This window comes from Enterococcus ureilyticus (assembly GCF_001730315.1).
Taxonomy (GTDB): Bacteria; Bacillota; Bacilli; order Lactobacillales; family Enterococcaceae; genus Enterococcus_L; species Enterococcus_L ureilyticus.
In genome coordinates this window covers 117,842-137,067 of the sequence record NZ_MIKC01000004.1, presented here as the reverse complement: position 1 = coordinate 137,067, position 19,226 = coordinate 117,842, and the positions used below count along the sequence as shown (strand labels likewise).

The following is a 19,226-nucleotide window of genomic DNA, read 5'->3' as shown; positions in this document are numbered from 1 at the left end:
TATTGATTTATCATTTACAAACCAATAGAATAGATTTAGATAGAGAAAAAAATTGGAATTTATAACAAACACTTCTTGTTTTATCGAAAAACAAGAAGTGTTTTTTTGTGATAATACTATATTTACACCTTTTTCATTTTCCTTTTTTTATCAACTTTTTTATACGAAATGATTCAAAAAAAAATAATAATTATCTTTTTCTGTTTCAAAAAAATATTTTAACTGACTGACTATGTTAAACGCAATTTTTTTCTTAATTTTAACAACTAAAAAAACCTTGCATTGTTTGAGATAAAAACGAACAATACTAAGGTTTGATTATTATTTAATTCACTCATCTAAGCGATTTTTAATACGTTTTGCTCAATTTAACTATTTCTTGCTGGTGTATTTCCTGTAATTCAGCAGGTGCAATCACTTTAACACCATTACCAAACATCAGTAAAAATGGCAGAATTGTTTTTTGCTGGTTAGCATAGATCCTCACATCAACGTGACTATCTGTCACTTCTATTTCATTTTCAGTATAGTAATCATAAAGCTTTCCTAAATCTTTTTTTCTAAAACGTAAATGAATCAGCTCTTCGTTCACTTCAAGGCGTCTTTTATTCGGAGGCGTGATGCTTGTAAACGTGGCTTCTTGTATCCTTAAGCACCGGATTCTAGTCACTTTAAAATATCTAAACGCTTCGCGCTCCTCACAATACGAGTAGATATACCAGCTTCCATTCAGCAACATCAGTTCATAAGGATGAATCACCCTTTCTGTCCACTCACCTTTATTATCTATATAATCAATCACTAGCTTTTTATTTTGCTGCAAGGCACGATTGATGGTATTGATTTTTTCTTTCGTTTGGACCTCAATTTCCGGACGATGCATCGTTGGTGAATCAAATGAAAAATGCGACCTCCAGTGATTGCCCTGATTCGAATCAGCTTGTAACAGCGTAATTTTTTCTTTGATCATATTCTGTTGATCAAAAGTGCCAAACAAGCCTTCTTTGACTTCTAACGCATTAAGAATATCCTGCTTTTCTGTTGTACTATAAGTATATGTTCGTAGTTTAAATGAGTTCATTAAAGCAAAACCACCATTACGACCTGGATGGGAAATAATCGGAAATCCTGCTAATTCAATGGTTTCAATATCTCTAAAAATCGTTCTTTTAGTTACCTTAAAGCGGTCTGCTAATTGAGCAGTCGAAATGAGGTCGTGATCTAAAAGTAAGACGATTATTGCGAGTATTCGTTCAATTTTTTTCATATGATTTTCTCCTGTAAATTTTTATCTACTGCTTAGCTATTAAAAAAGGGACAAAGCTAGCGTTAATTCCCCTAGATTTATCCCAATAATTATTATTTTGCTTTAGTTGGATCGCTTATTCTCGATATCTGATCGCTAACCCTTTTAGAAAGTTTCTTGCGTAACGGTCACCACATTCTTTATAATTCCGATGACCTTCTTTTCTAAGAATGGCACTTAATTCACTATCAGAAGCATAGACGCCCGCAAGTCTTAATACATCCAGCATGTCGTCACTTGTTAAAGTTAAGGCAATTTTGACTTTCTTCAACAATACATTGTTAACATTGCTTTGACTATTGATTAGGAAAGTTGGTTTAGGTGCTACCCCATTTTTAACAGGCGGTTTGCCTCTTTTGAAGGTAATCAAGCCATTTAGAAATGACTCTAATGTTCGATTACTACACACAGCATCTCGGGGAAGTTCCTCTTCTTCATTTTGTTTCGTTAATAATGTTCTCAGTTCATCCCTAGTGATGTCAAGATCACCTAGTTTGAAAATCTTGATCATATCCGTGTCTTTAATATCCAAGGCATAGCGCAAGCGAATGAGTATATCGTTATTATTCATTTTTCTCCTCCAGAACCTATATCATCATTTCTTTAGTATAAAGCTTTCTTTGAAAGAATGCATCTATTTATTTTTTATTTGAGTGGTCATTTTCACTTATTATAGATAGTTTAGATTGATCCATAATCGATCACCTCATTTAATTAGAGACAAAAAACAACTTGAAAATTGACTTTTCAAGCTGTTCCTTTTGTCTCTAATTACTTAACTGACACATTTTTATAGTAAGGTGCGCCAATGGCACGATACACTAATCCTTCTACACGATCATTCACTAAGAATGCCTCTGATGCTTGGTATAATGGTGTAACTGGTGAATTATCCATCAATACTTTTTGTGCATCTAATAATGTATCCCAACGTTTTTCATTTTCAGTGGCATAGGTTGTTGCTGATTCTTTTAATAATTTATCAAACTCTTCGTTGCTGAATTTACCATAGTTTTGTTCTCCGCCTGTTCTAAACAATTGTAAGAAGTCATATGGATCAGCATATGTTGCTGCCCAACCGGCTAAAACAACATCGAAATCCCCTTTGCTCATTTGATCTAAACGGTTTTTAAATGGTACACTTGAAATCGTTACTTTTAGACCACTTAGGTTTTCTGTCAATAAGCCTTGAACGTATTCAGATAATTTTTTCGCTGAATCTGTATCTGATGTCAATAGTGTAATCGCAGCTGAGTCAACGCCTAATTCTTTCTTAGCCTCTTCCCAAAGTTTTTTGCCGCCTTCGATATCTGTCTTCATTAAAGCGCCTGCTTCTTCAGCAAAATCTTTCCCGGTTTCTTGGTTGTTAATTCCTTTAGGCACAAATGCTTCAATAGCCATTGAACCATCTTTTAGAATATTTTTAGCGATTTGATCTGAGTTGATTAATTTAGTGATGGCATTTCGCGCATTTTTATTCGCGAATACTTTGTTTTCAGTATTGTATTGTAAGTAGGATGTTGATGGATAAATACGCGTAACCAATTCTGGGTTTTCTTTTTCTTGGTCGACATATTCCCCTTTGATTGGCGCAACATCTGTTTCACCTGCTTTAAACAAGTTAACATTCGTACCAATTTCTTTACTTACTTGAACATTGACTTCGTCTAATTTAACGTTGTCGGCATCTCTATACTTGTCATTTTTTACATAATTCCAAGTAATGCTTGTGCCATCCCAATCAGCAAGTATAAATGCACCATTATAGATCATGTTGTCGCTATTTGTCCCATAATCTTTGCCTTTTTCTTCGACAAATTTTTCATTCAATGGATAAAATGTTGGTTTTGCTAAAAGAGAAGATAAATATGGAATCGGGTATTCTAAATTGATTTCTAATGTATAATCATCAACTGCTTTAACGCCTAGATCAGCAGCTGGTTTTTCGCCTTTAGAGATTGCTTGATAGTTTTCAAAGCCATCAAATAAATAGGCATATTCTGAACCAGTTTTTGGATCGACCGTCCGTTTCCATGAATAAACAAAGTCATTCGCTGTTACTGGATCGCCATTACTCCATTTTGCGTCCTCACGTAATTTGAATGTATAAGTTTTTCCATCATTGGTTGGAGACACAACTTCTGTAGCGATTGCGGGTGCCGAAGTACTGTCATCTGCAAATTCATACAACCCTTCCATCACTTGACTGATTGCAGAAAAACTAACAACGTCTGTCGCTTGTGAAATATCCATCGTAGGCAATTCAGCACTTTCAATTACTTTTAATACTTGTTTTGTCTCTCCAGTCGACTCTTCTTTCTTACTCCCTGAATTACATGCAGCAAGTGCGAAAACTAATGCACCTGCAGCAACCGTTGTGAATGCCCATTTTTTCATGTTCATTTTACGATTCCCCCTAATTTCTTTTCTATTATTAAAAGCTGTCGATCATGTCTGCTGTTAATTCATTCACGATAGCGACTGCTAATTGCTGTGCTGTTTGATAATCTTCATAAGCCACATAGCCATAATGGGTATGTGCATAACGGACAGGAACACCAATTACGATAGCTGGTACTCCTTTATTGGTTAAATTAATGATTGCACCATTTGTTCCTCCGCCTTTTCTAACGGAGCTTTGCATTGGCAAATCGTACTTGTCAGCCACCTCTTTGGCAAAACGCTGAAAGCGTGGATTTGTAATCATCGAGACATCAAAATTTCTGAGCATTGGACCACGTTTTAACCCAGATTGAATCATGTATTCTTCTGAAAATGTGTCATCTGCTGGACATCCTTCAAAAACGATGGCCAGATCTGGTTTCACATTATTCATTGCAACAGTTGCGCCTCGCTCACCGACCTCTTCTTGAGCGGTCATGGTTCCAATCAAATTGAATGCGGATTCTTTTTTAGAGAGCTCGCTTAGGGTTTCTAGTAAACAAGCACAACCAATTCGGCAGTCAAACGCTTTTCCTAACATCACATCTGTCGCTTCCAGATATTCAAACGTTACATCCGGAATGACTGGATCTCCGATTGCAATATTCAACTTATCGACAACTTCTTGAGCACTTGTACAACCCACATCGATCACCATGTCATCAATTGTTTGAACTTCTTTTCGTTCAGCATCTGTCATAAAATGCGGTGGTTTGCTGGCAATAATTCCAGGAATTTCTTTGCCCTGTGCGGTCTTGATTCGTACGCGATGAGCAGGCACAGTATTAGGTACCCAACCACCTAAAGGTAAAAAGCGCAAGGTTCCATTTGGTTTGATTGCTTGAACGATGAAGCCAACTTCATCACTATGAGCATCGAAAACAATCGTTGGCTTATCTGCTTTTTGCTCACCAACTTTCATATAAACATTGCGAATATGGTCCTCTGTCACTTGTGCAAACGAGGCTGAAAATTCTTTGGCTATAGCGACAACATCATCTTCAAATCCCGAAACACCAGAAGCATTTGATAAGCGTTCAATTAAATGTAGTGACTCTTTCTTTATCATTTGTAGGACATCCTCCTTGAATAGTTCATTATAAAACAGTTTGAATAGATGAATATGGTAAGTCTAAATCTATCGCAACTGCCTGATTTGTCAGTGCTCCGTTTAGTGTATTTATACCTGAACGTAAAGCGGGGTTTTGTTCCGCAGCTTGTTCAAATCCGTGATTGGCTAGCTCTACTATATATTGTAAGGTCGCATTCGCTAAAGCAAACGTTGCTGTTTGAGGAACCGCGCCCGGCATGTTCGCCACAGCATAATGGATTACATCATGTTTAACATAGGTCGGATATTGATGCGTTGTTACTTCGTCGATCGTTTCAAAAATACCACCTTGATCGATTGCAATATCAATAATCACTGAATGTTCCGGCATTGAGACAACCATTTCTTCCGTGACCAAAACCGGTGCCTTACGACCAGGAATCAGGACTGCTCCGATTACAAGGTCCGCTTCTTTCACTGCTTCTTGGATATTGAAATGATTCGAAACAAGTGTCTTGATTGCGCCATTGAATTGATTATCGATTTCTTGTAATTTCTTGATATTTACATCTAAAATCGTAACGTCAGCACCAAGACCTAAAGCGATTTTCGCTGCATTACAACCAGAAATCCCACCACCGATGATTGTTACTTTGCCTTTTTTTACACCTGGCACACCACCGAGCAAGATCCCTTTTCCTGTAGGAACTTTTTCTAAAAATTGGGCACCAATCTGCGCTGCTAAACGGCCAGCTATTTCACTCATTGGCGCCAATAATGGTAATTCACCGTTAGATAATTGAACACTTTCATAAGCAAGCGTTTTCGTTTTACGCTTCATCAGCTCTTCCGCTAGTGGCTTATTCGCAGCTAAATGAAGGTAAGTGAATAAAGTCAAATCTTCTCTTAAGTATTCATACTCTTCTTTTAATGGTTCTTTTACTTTTAAAACTAATTCTTGTGCCCAAGCCTCTTTGGCCGAGCTTACAATTCTAGCACCAACTGCTTGATATTCTTCATCACGGATAGATGCACCTAAACCAGCATTGGTTTCAACAAATACTTCATGTCCGTTTCTAATCAAATCTAAAACCCCTGAAGCTGGTAATGCTACACGATTTTCGCCATTTTTTATTTCTTTTGGAATGCCAATTTTCATTGTTCAGGACCCTTTCTAACTCATTGCTTATCTTTTTATTCTATAAGCTACTTATCTAGATTATAGTTTAATGAAAGTTTATCTGCAATACATAGAAAAAAATTTTATTTCCTCTTACTTTTTTAATCTTTTCTTTATAAAAAATGTCTAAAATAAACCATGATTCGGTTTATTTTAGACATTTTTTATTAGCCAACCTCAACTTTGCCCTCTTCTTTGCTCCTTGTGTTATAAGCTCTATAGTTTTTTTAAACTACTTATTGGGCCTTAAGTACTAAGGAAAGCAATGATAAATCGGTTATTTCGCTTATTCTTTTTTTTGAAAGAAGGTCTCTCTTGTTTTTTGAATATACTCGCTAGGACTTATTGACTGATAAATAAAAAGCGAGGTAAAAAATCCACCTTGCTTTTTATTTTCTTTATAATTATCTTTTTTTATTGTATAGTAAAGACAAAGCTGAGGTTGAGATAAACATCGTTCAGGTGTGAGAGTTTGGACTACTGTCTATCTTATACCTCGTTTTTTTCGATTTTGTTATGCCAAGAAGTGGCTGTGGATTGTAACACTTTATTTAGTTGACTGATATTCTGACGTCCATCAGCATTCAGCCAGTCTTTTGCTACAGCTTCACCATTATTGATAAATGGTTCTACACCATTTGCCCAAGTTGCTCTTCCGCATAAAACACCGTTAAAAGTGGATTTTGCGTTAGCCGCAAATTGTAGCGTTTCTTGGAATAAGTTCGCGCTTACTCCAGCGCTGAGAAAAATAAAGGGTAATGCAGTTGCTTGACTTTGCTCTTTAAAGTGAGCCATTGCTGCTTCTTGTGTATAACAAGTTTTTAGCCCATAGCCTTCAACATAATTCATATTCACTGGCACTTCTACTTTTAAAACATCTACATTATAACGATCTTTTGAAAATTCCTTCATCATTTTATTGACCTTATGCGGTTTGATTTTTGCATACTCTATTGAATTTGGATCAAGCCCACCTGCGTCATAAGAAATCACTTCTAAGAAAAATGGTAACTCTTCTGCTAAACATTCTGAACCAATTCTTTCGATAAAAATGTGTTTTTCTTCGTTGATTGCCTTCTCCTCATCAACATCATAATAGAGTAAAAACTTACACGCATCTGCTCCCGCTTCTTTCAAGCGTTTTACTGACCATTCCTTTAAAATATCTGGTAACCGACCAGGCTTAGCAGTATCGTAACCTGTTTTTTCATAAGCTAATAATAGACCTGCTGTTTCCGCTCGTTCTTTTGCAGCAGGTAAGCCATATTCTGGATCTAAAAGAATAGAAGAAGCATATGGGGTCAATTCTTTTGAAACAAGTGTTTTGAACTGACTGATTTGTTCTGCGTTTGCAGTCTCTTGCTGATATTTCTCGATCATTTTCTTTAATGCGCCTCGTTGATCAATTGCCAAAGCACTAATAATACCAAATTCGTTTGATACTCGTTGTAATGCTTCATATTTTTTCTGACTGATTTTCTTCATATATATCCTCTCATTCTGGATGGATTTCGTATAATACTTTTACTTGTTCCGATTCCTTTTTTCTCATTTCTTCAAATGGTATTGCTTGATCCTCTAAAGAATAGACACCTGTAATTAAAGGATTCACGTCGATTTCTTTTTTCTCCATGTAACGTAGACCTGCTGTCCACTCATAACCTGGAAATGGTGCTGAATACGACATCCAAGAACCTGTTATTTCTAATTCACCACGTAAGATCTTCTCAAAATCATTTGGGGTAAAGACCACTTCCTTTGTACTAGTTCCAACATAGCTAACTTTCCCCTTTTTTTGAACAAAGCGAACTGCTTGAACTTGAGTAATTGCACTACCTGCTGTTTCAATCACCACTTCCGGTAATTCATGGGTTTCAAAATATTCTTCTAGTGAACAATCATTAGGATTAACTAAATGATCTGCGCCGATTGTTTTAGCTATTGTTAATTTTTTTTCATTCAGATCAACAACTATTATATTGCCTACACCTTTTGCGCGTAAGGCCAACAGTGTTAATAAGCCTATCGTTCCAGCTCCTAAAACCATCACACTTACTCCAGCATGAAGTGTTACTCGCTCAATTCCATGAATTGCTACTGTTAATGGTTCTAATAATGCGGCTTCTTTTAAAGACAAACTAGCGGGTACTTTTATACAGTTTCTTGCTGGCACTGAAATATAATCAGCTATCGCTCCTTGTTCTCTAGACCCTATAAAGCTATAGTGCGTACACATTGCCGGCTCACCTTTTTGACAGGCTTCACATGTACCACAAGGAATAAGCGGTGCAACAGCCACTCGGTCCCCTTTAACAAAATCAGTCACCTCTGACCCTACTGCTTCAATAACACCTGAAAATTCATGTCCTAAAACTTGTGGAAATGCATGTACACCACCTTCAAAATACCTCGGTAAATCCGAACCACAAATACCGCAATAAGCAACCTTTATCAAGACTTTATCTGTTTTAAGTTGAGGCTTTTCTAATTCACGTAGAATCATCTGAGCCTGTCCAACAACTGCTAATGCTCTCAAATTACTCCACTCCTTCTCCATCTATTTCAATATAGAGCGTTTGTCTTTTGTATTTGATGAATGTATAAACAAAACAAGTGATATAAACAAAGAAAATGACAAAGAATCCAAACCCAGTTTCTAAGGTGATTCCTTTTGCTAACAGATAAGTAATCGGGCTACCTGCCTGATCTAAAGAAGAAACACGTTCTCCTTGAGCAACCAAACCAACGTTTTGTCCAAGCTGTGTTTGCAGATTGATCATTTGATTTGAAATCCAAATTGTGACATACATGATCACCGAACCAGAAATCAATGTTCTAAAGAGATTTCCTTTATGCACACCAACAGCTATTGCAATGAAAAAGCCCATTGTTGCTAAGTCTCCAAATGGTAATACTTGATTACCTGGTACGATCACAGCTATCAAGATCGTTAATGGTACAAAAAGCAGGCTTGCGGCAATAACTTGAGAATCACCTAACAATAAAGCTGGATCTAAACCGATTTTTAACTCACTACCTTTAAAATGTTTATCTAATAATTTGCGAGCCGCTTCTGAAATAGGAATAAGACCTTCCATAATCAGTTTTACGACCATCGGCATCAACACCATGACCGCTGCCATTTGTATTGCTAATTGTAATGAATCAGCCACTGAATATTTTGCTAATAGTCCAATGATAAAACCAAGAACGGCTCCGACGATCGTTGGTTGTCCAAGCACACCGAGTTTTTCTTCGATTTTCTCAGAAGTAATATTGATTTTGTTGACCCCAGGAATTTTTTCAATTAAATCATCGATCGGTGCTGCAAAAACGCCCATGTAAGCGGATGAACCATGAGGAATCGAGATTCCTTCTAATCCAAAATAATCATCCGTTACTTGACCAAACATATCTCCTAATTTGTAAGCGATCACCGCATGAACGACCACACCTAAAATGCCTAGATAAAAATTACCTGTCGCAACTTGAACGATTGCTCCTGTAAAAGCCATATGCCAAATATTCCAAATGTCAACGTTTACAACTTTTGTCATGTTGAAAACCAACATAATTATGTTGACTACAATTGCTATAGGGATCGCAATCAAACCTAAATCAGAGCCCCAAGCCATGGGTGATGTGCCTGGCCAACCTAAATCGACAACATTTAATCCCAAATTAAAATTTTTGGCCATCGCTTCAGCCGCGGCACCCAAATTATCTGTTAGCAATGAAATCACTAAACCGATTCCGACAAAGCCAATGCCAATCGTAATGCCTGAGCGCAGCGATTTACCGATTCCTTGACCCAATAACAACCCCAATATCATAATCACGATCGGAAGCATCACACTTGCGCCAAGATCGACAATATATTGAATAATCGCCATATTAGTACTCCTTTCTTATTGTTTTAATATGTCTAGTATTTTATTTTCTGTGCCTTCAATATTTATACCAGAAACAAACGCTACACCATGTACAACTGGGACACCATAATCTTTTCTAACCTTGGCTGTCGTTACGATTAGATCCACGCCTTCTTTTTTACTATCCAACTCACTCACACGACATTGAACAACTTCTACTGGGATGTTCTCTTTTTTAGCTAATTCTCTGATTTTGTTTGCCGCAACGGTTGATGTTGCGATTGCACCACCACAAGCAACAATGACTTTTTTCATAATAAATCCACCTTTCATTTATAAATACGCAGAAATAATTGTTTTCATTTTATTCGTATCTTCTGCTTGTGCTAATTTTTCAACAAATCCTTCTTTTTGGATTGATTCAATCAGTTTTTGCAGGATCGATAAGTGTTTTTTCCCTTCTTTGATCGCTAGCATGATAACAACTGATACGTCAATTACATCTTCTTCATCTCCACCCATTTCGTTAAATGGAATCGGACGTTCCAACGTAGCAAACACTAAACGATCTTCATTGACGTAAGTACCATCTGTATGTGGAATCGCCACCCCGATTTTTAATGGCAATCCTGTTGGAAATTCAGCCTCTCTTTCAATCAATGCTCCTAAAAAAGAGTGTTGAACGATTCCTTGTGTTTCTAATTCTGTACTTAGTTTTTCAAATAACTCTTGCTGGGTCCTAACAGACAACTGATGATATAACAATGGCTCCTGCACTTTGCTTCCCTCCTTTCTATTCATCGTCTGCACAATAAATTTCGACTCCTTTCTGACTGATTTTTTCATACGTTTCTGAAGATAAGTCTTCATCTGTAATAATAATATCTATCTCATCAAACATAGCAGTGCGATTAAACGCAATACTGCCAAATTTGCTGTGATCCGCTAAAATAATCGAAGTTTGACTGTGGTGGATCATTTCTTTAGAAATCATTGTTTCTCCCATATGATGATTCGTAATACCCACCTCATCATCAATACCACCACAACCAAAAAAACCAATATCTACAAAAATATTTTGCAAGTTATTTGAAGCAAATGGTCCATATAGTGAGTCCTCATTTTTACGTAACATTCCTCCTGGTATCAAAAGGTTGATATCTTCACTATGTAACAGTAGGTTGATAATCGGAATTGTATTTGTGATGACTGTAATATTTTTAAAATTCATGATTTCTTTGGCTAGTGCCAAAGTAGTCGTTCCATAGTCTAAATAAATTGTGTCGCCCTCTTCGATATGTTTCGCTGCTTGCTTTGCAATAGCTGTTTTTTCTTCTTGATACTCTCCTTTACGGCGTTCATAATCTGTTTCTTGGTTAGAGCTATCCAGAACGGCCCCACCATGGATTTTCTTGATTAAGCCTTCTTTTTCTAATTCATATAGATCTTTGCGAATGGTTTCTCTTGTCACACGTAATTCTTTACTTAACTTCAAAATTTTAACAGAATGATTCTTTTTTAAAATGTCTAAGATGTAGTCTTTTCTTTCTTGTGCATTCATCTTTTGGCCTCCTAAACTCTTTGTAATCGTTAACATAATAATAGCATCTGCAAATAAAAATGCAACACTTTTTTTGCTTTTATTTTGCTTTAACTTCACAAACTTTGCTTTATCTAACATAAAGCAAAAGTTTTGTTGATTATTTTTGCTTTTGATGCTATTATTTCAGTAAATTAAAGGAGATGATGATAATGATTCATTTGATTTGCCCAAATCCAGCGATCGATCGTACATTATTGATAGAGAATTTCACTGCTGAGACGCCCAACCGACCCTACAAAGTCAAAGAATTTGCAGGTGGTAAGAGTTTTAACGTTGCTTATGCTTTGGACTTTGAAGAAGGAATGGTTCCTTATTGTATCCATACAATTTTAGGTGGGCGAAATGGGAACTATTTAAAAGAACTCGCCTCAACAAGAGACATCCAGTTAGAGACAATCGAGGTAGATCGCAATACACGATGTTGCTCTATTATTGTAGATACAACAGCCAATAAAATTTATCCTATTTACGAAAATAGCTTCGTGTTAGATGCGCTTTTATTGAATAAATTTACCCAACAACTACTGAAGGCTATCCAGCCTAAAGATACTGTTGTTTTTTCTGGTTCTCTGATGAAAGGAATGCCTGATGATTATATTGCCCAAATTCAAGAACAGTTAAAGGGTCAAGACGTTCGTTTTTTTATTGATACTAGTGGATCCGCTTTAGTTGAAGCATTTCACAAAAATCCTGATGTTATCAAAATCAATGATGAAGAATTAGTTGATTTAGTCCCGGATCATACTTTTACTGAATTAGAAGATTATGCTGATTTTCTGAAGTCAAAAACAGCAGCTGCTATTCCATATTTTATTATCACACTTGGCGCCAAAGGTGTTATTGCAAAGCTAAATCAAAAAATCTATCATCTTTCACTACCGCCTGTAAAAGCTAAAAATCCAATTGCCTGCGGAGATTTTTTTCTAGGTGGATTGGTGAAATATCTCACATTAGAGCAACTAGATGACCTTGATGTCTTAAAAAAAGCCATTAGCTATTCAACAGCAAATGTGTTAAATTGGTTTCCAGAAATGAAGCAAATTGATATTGATCGGTTTGAACAAGAAATTGTTATAAATAATTTGTAACAAACTAAATTAGACAATACCTCTTGACCTGATACGCGTTTCATACTTTATAGTTGAAACAAAGACAGGAGGAGTCACATTATGATGAATGGTATGCTTGAGTTGACAGATCATTTAGGACTTGATTACTACTTTGTTTCTTTAACAAGTTGGGATGACGTACTGGTTATTCGAAGTCTGAATAACTATTGCAAACCAATCGATAAAGCAGTAAAATTGGCTGAAATAGAAGGACTGACCTTTGGTAAAGAAGGCGAGCTTGATTTTGTCTGTTTTGATTATAAAAAAGAACATTATCACTTTCTTGATTATGGCAATCATCTGATGCCTTTTTTAAAGTACATCCTACGACCTTTAAGTGCTAATTACTAGTTTGGAAAGGAGTCGTTTATGGCAAATATTCGTGATATTGCCAAGCTATCTGGCTATTCTGTTGCGACAGTTTCACGTGTTTTAAATGAGCATCCGTATGTCTCTGAAGAAAAACGAGCAAAAATTTTAAAGATTATGCATGAACTTGACTATATCCCGAATAGCAAAGCGCGGGATTTAAGTAGTGGAAAGTCAAAACACATTGCTGTCATGATTCCGTATGCCAATCATCCTTATTCTGAGAAAATCGTCAGTGGCATTTTGAACGCCGCTTTTCGTGATGGCTATAAAGTAACACTTTTACCTACAAATTATGATCTTGAGGTGGAGAAGCGTTATTTAGATGATTTAGCCGCAAAAGCGTGGGATGGGATGATCATCACATCAAAAAAAAGCTCCTTTGAACAAATTGCAAGCTATCTTAAACATGCACCGATCGTTTGTTGTGAAGATACAGCTGATTTTCCAATTGCCTGTGTGTCAATCAAACGTGAAGAGTCTTATATTGATCTGTTCACCAACTTGAAAAAACAAGGTTACCGCACTATTGGCTTAACGGTTGGACGAACAGAAAAGGAAAGTGCCAGCACAGGTTTAATTTTACGCTCTTATAAAGAGGTTATCGGCAGCTTAAAAGAAACTATGCTTGTTAGAAACTGTCGTTCCTTTGAAGATGGGATCCAAGCTGGGATTCATTTTGCAAAGTTAAAAGATCTTGAAGTGATCGTTACAAATGGGGATGATGTAGCCGCTGGGATTTTACAACAGCTTTCTCAAGAAAAAGTAATAGTAATCGGTGAAGAAAACTTACTCTCTAGCCAATTATTAAATTTTTCTACGATTGACCACCATATTGATAAATGCGGAGAAGCAGCTTTTCAGCTATTACTAGAAGGAAAAATCAGAACGGTCTCTATTCCTTATACATTTATTAAACGACATAAAAAAAGCCCGAGACAAAACTAAAAATCAGTTTTCTTTCGGGTTATTTTTTTCGTTTCATTTACCTTTTATGATACATTAGCGCCTGTTCAATACAAAAAGCCAATTCATTGATTGGAAGTTCTTTATCAGGATCAAGAACAATCGCTCGATTTTTGGAGAATTCTAATCCTTCTCCAAACAAAGCACGGAATTCTTCCACCAAGGTTGTTTGACAATGAAAGAATAAAGCAATTTTTTCAGCACCAAAACGATCGATACGAATTGGGCTCCCAGATTTCGTTATTGTTGTTGCATATGAAGGTTGATTCCATTTTAAGCTTTCTTCAACCTCACCGACAGCGTTCAGACTTGCTGCTGTGCTGAAAATCAATTCTCTGATTTGTAATAACGGTTGACGGTAGCGTTCAGGATATCCTTCAAAAACATTTGCCACATTGCTATCTATTATTGTTTTCATTTCATCCCTCTTTTTTTGAATGACTTATCTTTTCTCTGTCTTGATAGGAATCCATAATTCACACTTGTATTCCTCAGCCGTCATATCCCCCAATGGATAAAACTCTATTCTTGGCATCTGAGTGTTCTCAATGCTCCCACCCATTTCCCAAGGCACACTTGTTTTGACTTTTAATTGCATCAACGCATTAGGCTTAACAGATTGTTTGTCATCCAGAGCAGTAACACCCGCTGAAATTGCACCAACACATTCAACTATTGCCCAGTCAGATTTAGGAATTTGGATAAGTTCTAGGCTACTCGCAGCTGTTCTTTTATCACTTTTCCTCGTTGCTATCAGGTAATTAAAGCGCTCTTGTTTTTCTTGATTACTGTCTGAAACACCAAGTAATCCTTGGATAGTTCCATCTGTCACAGACATCAACTGATTGATTTCTTCTTCTGTCAAACCTGACCAAAAACGAGAAATTCCAAAAAAATCCTCTTTCCCTTCCACTTTGGATATTTCTTTTGCATAACCTGCGACAGTCCATGCTTCTTTCGCTTCAATTCGATAATCCATCCTCACATCTCCATTCACTTGATGGCTATAGATTACCACGAAAAGGATGACAACTGTCTGTCATTATTTTTCAATTAAATAATGACATATCCGCTGAGGTATATACTTCCGATACATCATCATCTTCTTCTAATTTGTCGATCAAGACTTGCAATTGTGCTTGTTGATCAGCATCTAACTCAACTAAAGTCTGTGGAACCATTGTTAATTCTGCTTGTGCTAAGGTATAGCCTTCTTCTTCAAGCGTGTCCCGGACCATCGTAAAATCCTCCGGCGCTGTATAAATCTCAAATACCTCTTCAGAAGTTTCTAGATCCTCTGCTCCTGCTTCCAGTACATTTTCAAACATCGTATCTTCATCTACAGATAAATTTGCACGTTCAATTGCGATATACCCTTTCCGATCAAACATATAACTAACAGAACCCGTTTCACCTAGAGAGCCGCCATTTCTAGTAAAGGCAACCCGGACATTGGTTGCAGTTCGATTGCGATTGTCTGTCAATGCATAAACAAGAATCGCCACACCGGCAGGTCCATAACCTTCATAAGTGATTTCATCATAATGCTCATTTTCTCCGACATTGCTTGCCTTTTTGAGTGCACGATCAATATTATCATTTGGCATATTGGCCGCCTTCGCTTTATCCATTACCAATCTCAGTGCTGCATTCGTTGCTGGGTCAACACCGCCTGCTTTAGCCGCCATATAGATTTCTCTTGATAATTTTTGAAAAATTTTGCCTCGTTTAGCATCTTGGGCATTTTTCCTACCTTGAATATTTTTCCATTTACTGTGACCTGCCATTCATTGTTCCTCCTCATAGTAAAGCCTAGCATGTGAGCTATGCTTATTTACCTTCTATTTTACTATGCTTCTTAATAGTTGCAACCCTTACTCAGATTTTCGGCGAATCGATCAACAGCTTGCTCTGTTTTTTCAATATTACATTTATACAAAATGGAGGGGAAACAAAGCCCGTTCGCTTTTATTTCCCCTCCATTATCTCGTTCAGTCAATTAGCTCTAGACAAAGCTCCAAGCCCCGCAAAAAAAATGTTTCGCCTGTTTTCAATGGAACAGTCCGCTCTTCTTGCTCACCGTTTAGTAGCTGAATATTCACGCTTTTTGTATCAGGAAAAATCCGATAGGCAAACATTCCCAAGCTAGCTATCGTCCCTGTATCTCTTGCTATAGATTTCTTGATCTCCATCTTTTCCATGACTATCACTCCCCATTTTCAGTATAGAGCAATATCTTTTAAATTTGGTTAGCTTATTTATAAGAGTTTTTTCATTTTACTACAATAATGGTAAAACTTTTTCTGGTAGTTGCTGTTCATTTACTTCTTCCCAATCTAGTACACTTTGGCCTTTAGCCGTTATTTTCAAAAATTTTTCAGGAGTAAGTTGTTTGCCGAATGAAATATATTCTAGTTTTCGTATGTCACCATTTTTAGTGTAACAGGATTGTATATAAGCAAAGTTCTCTATTTTACTAACGGCATCTGGGAATTTATAGTCATACTTATTCGTTGTTTTAGTATAAAGAACTTCCGTTTTGACAAGAGGATTAAAACGATCTACGATTGCCGCAGCCGATGATGTATTATTGTATGTATAAATTCTAAGACCAATGATTATGACTGCCAAGACAAGGATTGTCGCAATGATTGATTTACAGAAACGTTTCATTATCTCTCGACACTCCTTTCATCGTCATTTTTATTCATTCTATTTATCATAATAGAATTTTTTTAGGTGATTTTCATCCAGCTTAAGGCTGATTTTTGAATTAAATTAAAAAAAGTGTTTGTGCTATACCATTGTAAGCTATAGCGCAAACACTTTTTTTCTCAATAATAGTAAAATTCAAGCATTAATCTTTATTTTTTCCGCATTTTTTTGATTCCAATCACTAGCAAACAAAGAACAACTGCTGTAAGTGCTCCTATAGAATCTAGCATCACATCTTGAAATAAAGGGGTACGACCACCTGTCAACATTTGGTGGTATTCATCTAAACCAGCATATCCTGTTGCTGTAAGCCATGCTACCACAGCTATTAAGAGTGGCTGTTTGATTTTCATATTCAGTCCGATAAACCAACTACCACCTAATAAAAAATAGGTACCAAAATGAGCCCCTTTACGGATAAAGAATTCCACAAATTTTGCATAGCCCCTCGCCTGAATACTCACTTCGCTTCCAGCATAGCCGAATGAAATGCCTTTTAACTGCTCTTTAAATGGTTGGTTGCCCAATAACTTATCTAGTAATCCAACTTGGGATTGTTGTTCATAGGTTTGAGAAGAGCTATAAAATAGAACCGCCATGATCAAAAATGCCATAAATATATAAAAATTACTATTTTTCAACTGTTTTTTCAATTTGTCACCTCGTCTGTTTTATTATAGTAGCCTTTTTGGTTAAAGTAAACAATCACTCAATCTTTTTTCTTATGATATACTAGAAGGTATAGATTAAAGAAAGAAGGAATCATTTATGACGTATTCGCTTGTTTGGGATTTAGATAGCATTTTTCCTGGCGGCAGCCACTCAGTACAATTGGAACAACGACTAACTAAGCTAAAAGAACAAAGTAAACACTATCATCAAAGTATCGAGAAATGGGCACCAGAAAATGATGCTGATTATCAGGAATTACAACAAATTTTAGCCTTGCAAGGAGAAATCTCAGATGGTTTCTCTCAATGCAGCAGCTTTATTAACGCGCTATCATCTGCTGATACAAAAGATAAAAAGGCTAAAATTTTATCTGGTGATCTCTTTTCTTTATTACCAGCCATTCAGCTTGCAGAAACTATTTTCACTAAAAAGTTGACCGAAATTTCTGAGGATAATTGGCAATCCCTTACTACTTTACCTGTCTTCAAATCAATCGCTTTTCGTTTAAATGAAATTCGTCGTGATGGTTTGCGATTATTGTCAGAGCAAGAAGAGAACATTATCAATACCTTGTCTTTAGATGGATTAAATGCTTGGAGCAGCCATTATGATACTATTGTTGCTAGTATTACCATCCCTTTTGAAGAAGCTGGACAACTCACTGAGCTTTCAGCTGGTCAAGCGTTCAATCGAATGATGAGTGACCCAAATCCAGAGGTTCGTGCAACACTATTCCACGAATGGGAAAAGGCTTGGAGTGAAAAAGCTCCTCTATTAGCGGATACCTTAAATCACTTAGATGGTTTTCGTTTAAGCGATTATAAATTACATGGCGTTACTGATTTCTTAGAAAAGCCACTAAATTATAATCGGATGCAAAAAGAAACACTTGACGTTATGTGGGCAACGATTCAAAAAAATAAACAACCTTTTATCGACTTTTTAACTCGCAAAGCACAACTATTTGGAAAAGAAAAAATGGATTGGCAGGATCAAGATGCACCGATTATTTTAGGCGATTTAAAGGAAAAATCTTATTGCTTTGATGAAGCTGCTGCTTTTATTTTAGAAAACTTTGAAAAGTTCAGTCCTAAGATGGCTACATTCGCTAAAGAGGCTTTTGAAAAAAGCTGGATCGAAGCTGAAGATCGTCCAGACAAACGTCCAGGAGGATATTGTACCGAACTTCCTGAAACAAAAGAATCCAGGATCTTTATGACTTTTGGTAATTCAATCAATGAAGTCGCAACCTTAGCTCATGAATTGGGTCATGCGTTCCATAGCAGCGTGATGTGGGATTTGCCATCACTTGATCGGGAATATGCGATGAACGTTGCTGAAACAGCTAGTACCTTCGCAGAATTGATTGTGGCTGATGCTACCTTAAAAGAAGCTGAGACAGCAGAAGAAAAAATTAATTTATTGGATACTAAAATGCAAAATGCGATCGCAATGTTTATGAATATCCATTCTCGTTTTATATTCGAAAATAACTTCTATGAAGCTCGTCAAAAAGGATTGCTTAGTGAGGATGAAATAACTGAGTTGATGCTTGAAGCGCAACAAGAAAGCTACCAAAACAGCTTAGGAACTTACCACCCACATTTTTGGGCAAGTAAATTGCATTTCTTTATTGACGATGTACCGTTTTATAACTTCCCTTATACATTTGGTTATTTATTCAGTATGGGGATTTATGCATACGCAAATGAACAAGGTAGTGATTTTGAAGATCAATATATTGCCTTGCTTCGTGATACTGCGTCAATGACTTCAGAAGATTTAGCTAAAAAACATCTAGGAGTTGATTTAACCAAACCAGATTTTTGGCAAGCAGGGATCGACCAAGTAATTAAAGATGTGAATGAGTTTATGGACTTAACAGAAGAATATATTAAATAGTAATAAGAAGTTTCAACGTATTTTCCGTTGAAACTTCTT

Annotated in this window: 21 protein-coding genes; 4 read left to right on the top strand and 17 right to left on the bottom strand. The window is 36.5% G+C overall.

The window, feature by feature from the left end:
* Nucleotides 1-349: 349 nt before the first annotated feature.
* From BCR24_RS03755 to BCR24_RS03705, 11 genes are all read right to left on the bottom strand, one after another.
* Nucleotides 350-1,267, bottom strand: coding sequence for a helix-turn-helix transcriptional regulator (locus BCR24_RS03755; protein ID WP_069639224.1), 918 nt, complete (start codon nucleotides 1,265-1,267; stop codon nucleotides 350-352).
* Between the two features lie 115 nt (nucleotides 1,268-1,382).
* Nucleotides 1,383-1,877 carry a YehS family protein gene (locus tag BCR24_RS03750; protein ID WP_069639223.1) on the bottom strand — a complete coding sequence of 165 codons (495 nt, stop codon included), beginning with the start codon at nucleotides 1,875-1,877 and terminating at the stop codon, nucleotides 1,383-1,385.
* 200 nt (nucleotides 1,878-2,077) lie between these two features.
* Complete coding sequence (locus BCR24_RS03745) at nucleotides 2,078-3,709, bottom strand: peptide ABC transporter substrate-binding protein (RefSeq protein ID WP_083244298.1); 1,632 nt, start codon at nucleotides 3,707-3,709, stop codon at nucleotides 2,078-2,080.
* A gap of 31 nt (nucleotides 3,710-3,740) precedes the next feature.
* The gene (locus BCR24_RS03740; protein ID WP_069639222.1) at nucleotides 3,741-4,817 is read right to left on the bottom strand and encodes a M42 family metallopeptidase; all 1,077 of its coding nucleotides are present in this window, start codon (nucleotides 4,815-4,817) and stop codon (nucleotides 3,741-3,743) included.
* 28 nt (nucleotides 4,818-4,845) lie between these two features.
* Complete coding sequence (gene ald / locus BCR24_RS03735) at nucleotides 4,846-5,958, bottom strand: alanine dehydrogenase (RefSeq protein WP_069639221.1); 1,113 nt, start codon at nucleotides 5,956-5,958, stop codon at nucleotides 4,846-4,848.
* 510 nt (nucleotides 5,959-6,468) lie between these two features.
* Nucleotides 6,469-7,464, bottom strand: a complete 996-nt coding sequence (gene lacD, locus BCR24_RS03730) for a tagatose-bisphosphate aldolase (protein WP_069639220.1) — start codon at nucleotides 7,462-7,464, stop codon at nucleotides 6,469-6,471.
* 10 nt (nucleotides 7,465-7,474) lie between these two features.
* Nucleotides 7,475-8,515 carry a galactitol-1-phosphate 5-dehydrogenase gene (locus BCR24_RS03725; protein WP_069639219.1) on the bottom strand — a complete coding sequence of 347 codons (1,041 nt, stop codon included), beginning with the start codon at nucleotides 8,513-8,515 and terminating at the stop codon, nucleotides 7,475-7,477.
* A 1-nt stretch (nucleotide 8,516) separates the two neighbouring features.
* On the bottom strand, nucleotides 8,517-9,872 hold the full coding sequence (locus tag BCR24_RS03720) for a PTS galactitol transporter subunit IIC (RefSeq protein WP_069639218.1): 1,356 nt from the start codon (nucleotides 9,870-9,872) through the stop codon (nucleotides 8,517-8,519).
* Nucleotides 9,873-9,887: 15 nt separating this feature from the next.
* Nucleotides 9,888-10,166: a PTS galactitol transporter subunit IIB gene (gene gatB, locus BCR24_RS03715; protein ID WP_069639217.1), complete on the bottom strand. Its 279-nt coding sequence runs from the start codon at nucleotides 10,164-10,166 to the stop codon at nucleotides 9,888-9,890.
* 18 nt (nucleotides 10,167-10,184) lie between these two features.
* Nucleotides 10,185-10,628: a PTS sugar transporter subunit IIA gene (locus tag BCR24_RS03710; RefSeq protein ID WP_069639216.1), complete on the bottom strand. Its 444-nt coding sequence runs from the start codon at nucleotides 10,626-10,628 to the stop codon at nucleotides 10,185-10,187.
* Nucleotides 10,629-10,644: 16 nt separating this feature from the next.
* Nucleotides 10,645-11,412, bottom strand: coding sequence for a DeoR/GlpR family DNA-binding transcription regulator (locus tag BCR24_RS03705; protein WP_069639234.1), 768 nt, complete (start codon nucleotides 11,410-11,412; stop codon nucleotides 10,645-10,647).
* Between the two features lie 191 nt (nucleotides 11,413-11,603).
* On the opposite strand from BCR24_RS03705, the gene BCR24_RS03700 reads away from it, so the two are divergent.
* From BCR24_RS03700 to BCR24_RS03690, 3 genes are all read left to right on the top strand, one after another.
* Nucleotides 11,604-12,542, top strand: a complete 939-nt coding sequence (locus BCR24_RS03700) for a 1-phosphofructokinase family hexose kinase (protein WP_069639215.1) — start codon at nucleotides 11,604-11,606, stop codon at nucleotides 12,540-12,542.
* 81 nt (nucleotides 12,543-12,623) lie between these two features.
* On the top strand, nucleotides 12,624-12,914 hold the full coding sequence (locus tag BCR24_RS03695; RefSeq protein WP_069639214.1) for a hypothetical protein: 291 nt from the start codon (nucleotides 12,624-12,626) through the stop codon (nucleotides 12,912-12,914).
* 18 nt (nucleotides 12,915-12,932) lie between these two features.
* Nucleotides 12,933-13,880: a LacI family DNA-binding transcriptional regulator gene (locus BCR24_RS03690; RefSeq protein ID WP_069639213.1), complete on the top strand. Its 948-nt coding sequence runs from the start codon at nucleotides 12,933-12,935 to the stop codon at nucleotides 13,878-13,880.
* Nucleotides 13,881-13,917: 37 nt separating this feature from the next.
* On the opposite strand, the gene BCR24_RS03685 is transcribed toward BCR24_RS03690, so the two are convergent.
* The 6 genes from BCR24_RS03685 to BCR24_RS03660 form a co-directional block, all read right to left on the bottom strand.
* Nucleotides 13,918-14,316: a DUF1801 domain-containing protein gene (locus BCR24_RS03685; protein ID WP_069639212.1), complete on the bottom strand. Its 399-nt coding sequence runs from the start codon at nucleotides 14,314-14,316 to the stop codon at nucleotides 13,918-13,920.
* Nucleotides 14,317-14,340: 24 nt separating this feature from the next.
* The gene (locus BCR24_RS03680) at nucleotides 14,341-14,877 is read right to left on the bottom strand and encodes a GyrI-like domain-containing protein (RefSeq protein ID WP_069639211.1); all 537 of its coding nucleotides are present in this window, start codon (nucleotides 14,875-14,877) and stop codon (nucleotides 14,341-14,343) included.
* Nucleotides 14,878-14,947: 70 nt separating this feature from the next.
* On the bottom strand, nucleotides 14,948-15,685 hold the full coding sequence (locus BCR24_RS03675) for a YebC/PmpR family DNA-binding transcriptional regulator (protein WP_069639210.1): 738 nt from the start codon (nucleotides 15,683-15,685) through the stop codon (nucleotides 14,948-14,950).
* Between the two features lie 204 nt (nucleotides 15,686-15,889).
* Nucleotides 15,890-16,099, bottom strand: a complete 210-nt coding sequence (locus BCR24_RS03670; protein ID WP_069639209.1) for a hypothetical protein — start codon at nucleotides 16,097-16,099, stop codon at nucleotides 15,890-15,892.
* Between the two features lie 79 nt (nucleotides 16,100-16,178).
* Nucleotides 16,179-16,571, bottom strand: a complete 393-nt coding sequence (locus tag BCR24_RS03665; RefSeq protein ID WP_069639208.1) for a YxeA family protein — start codon at nucleotides 16,569-16,571, stop codon at nucleotides 16,179-16,181.
* A 191-nt stretch (nucleotides 16,572-16,762) separates the two neighbouring features.
* Nucleotides 16,763-17,227 (bottom strand): VanZ family protein, encoded by a 465-nt coding sequence (locus BCR24_RS03660; protein WP_069639233.1) that lies wholly within the window; start codon nucleotides 17,225-17,227, stop codon nucleotides 16,763-16,765.
* A 154-nt stretch (nucleotides 17,228-17,381) separates the two neighbouring features.
* Between BCR24_RS03660 and BCR24_RS03655 the strand changes: the two genes are divergently transcribed.
* Nucleotides 17,382-19,187: a M3 family oligoendopeptidase gene (locus BCR24_RS03655; RefSeq protein WP_069639207.1), complete on the top strand. Its 1,806-nt coding sequence runs from the start codon at nucleotides 17,382-17,384 to the stop codon at nucleotides 19,185-19,187.
* Nucleotides 19,188-19,226 lie beyond the last annotated feature (39 nt).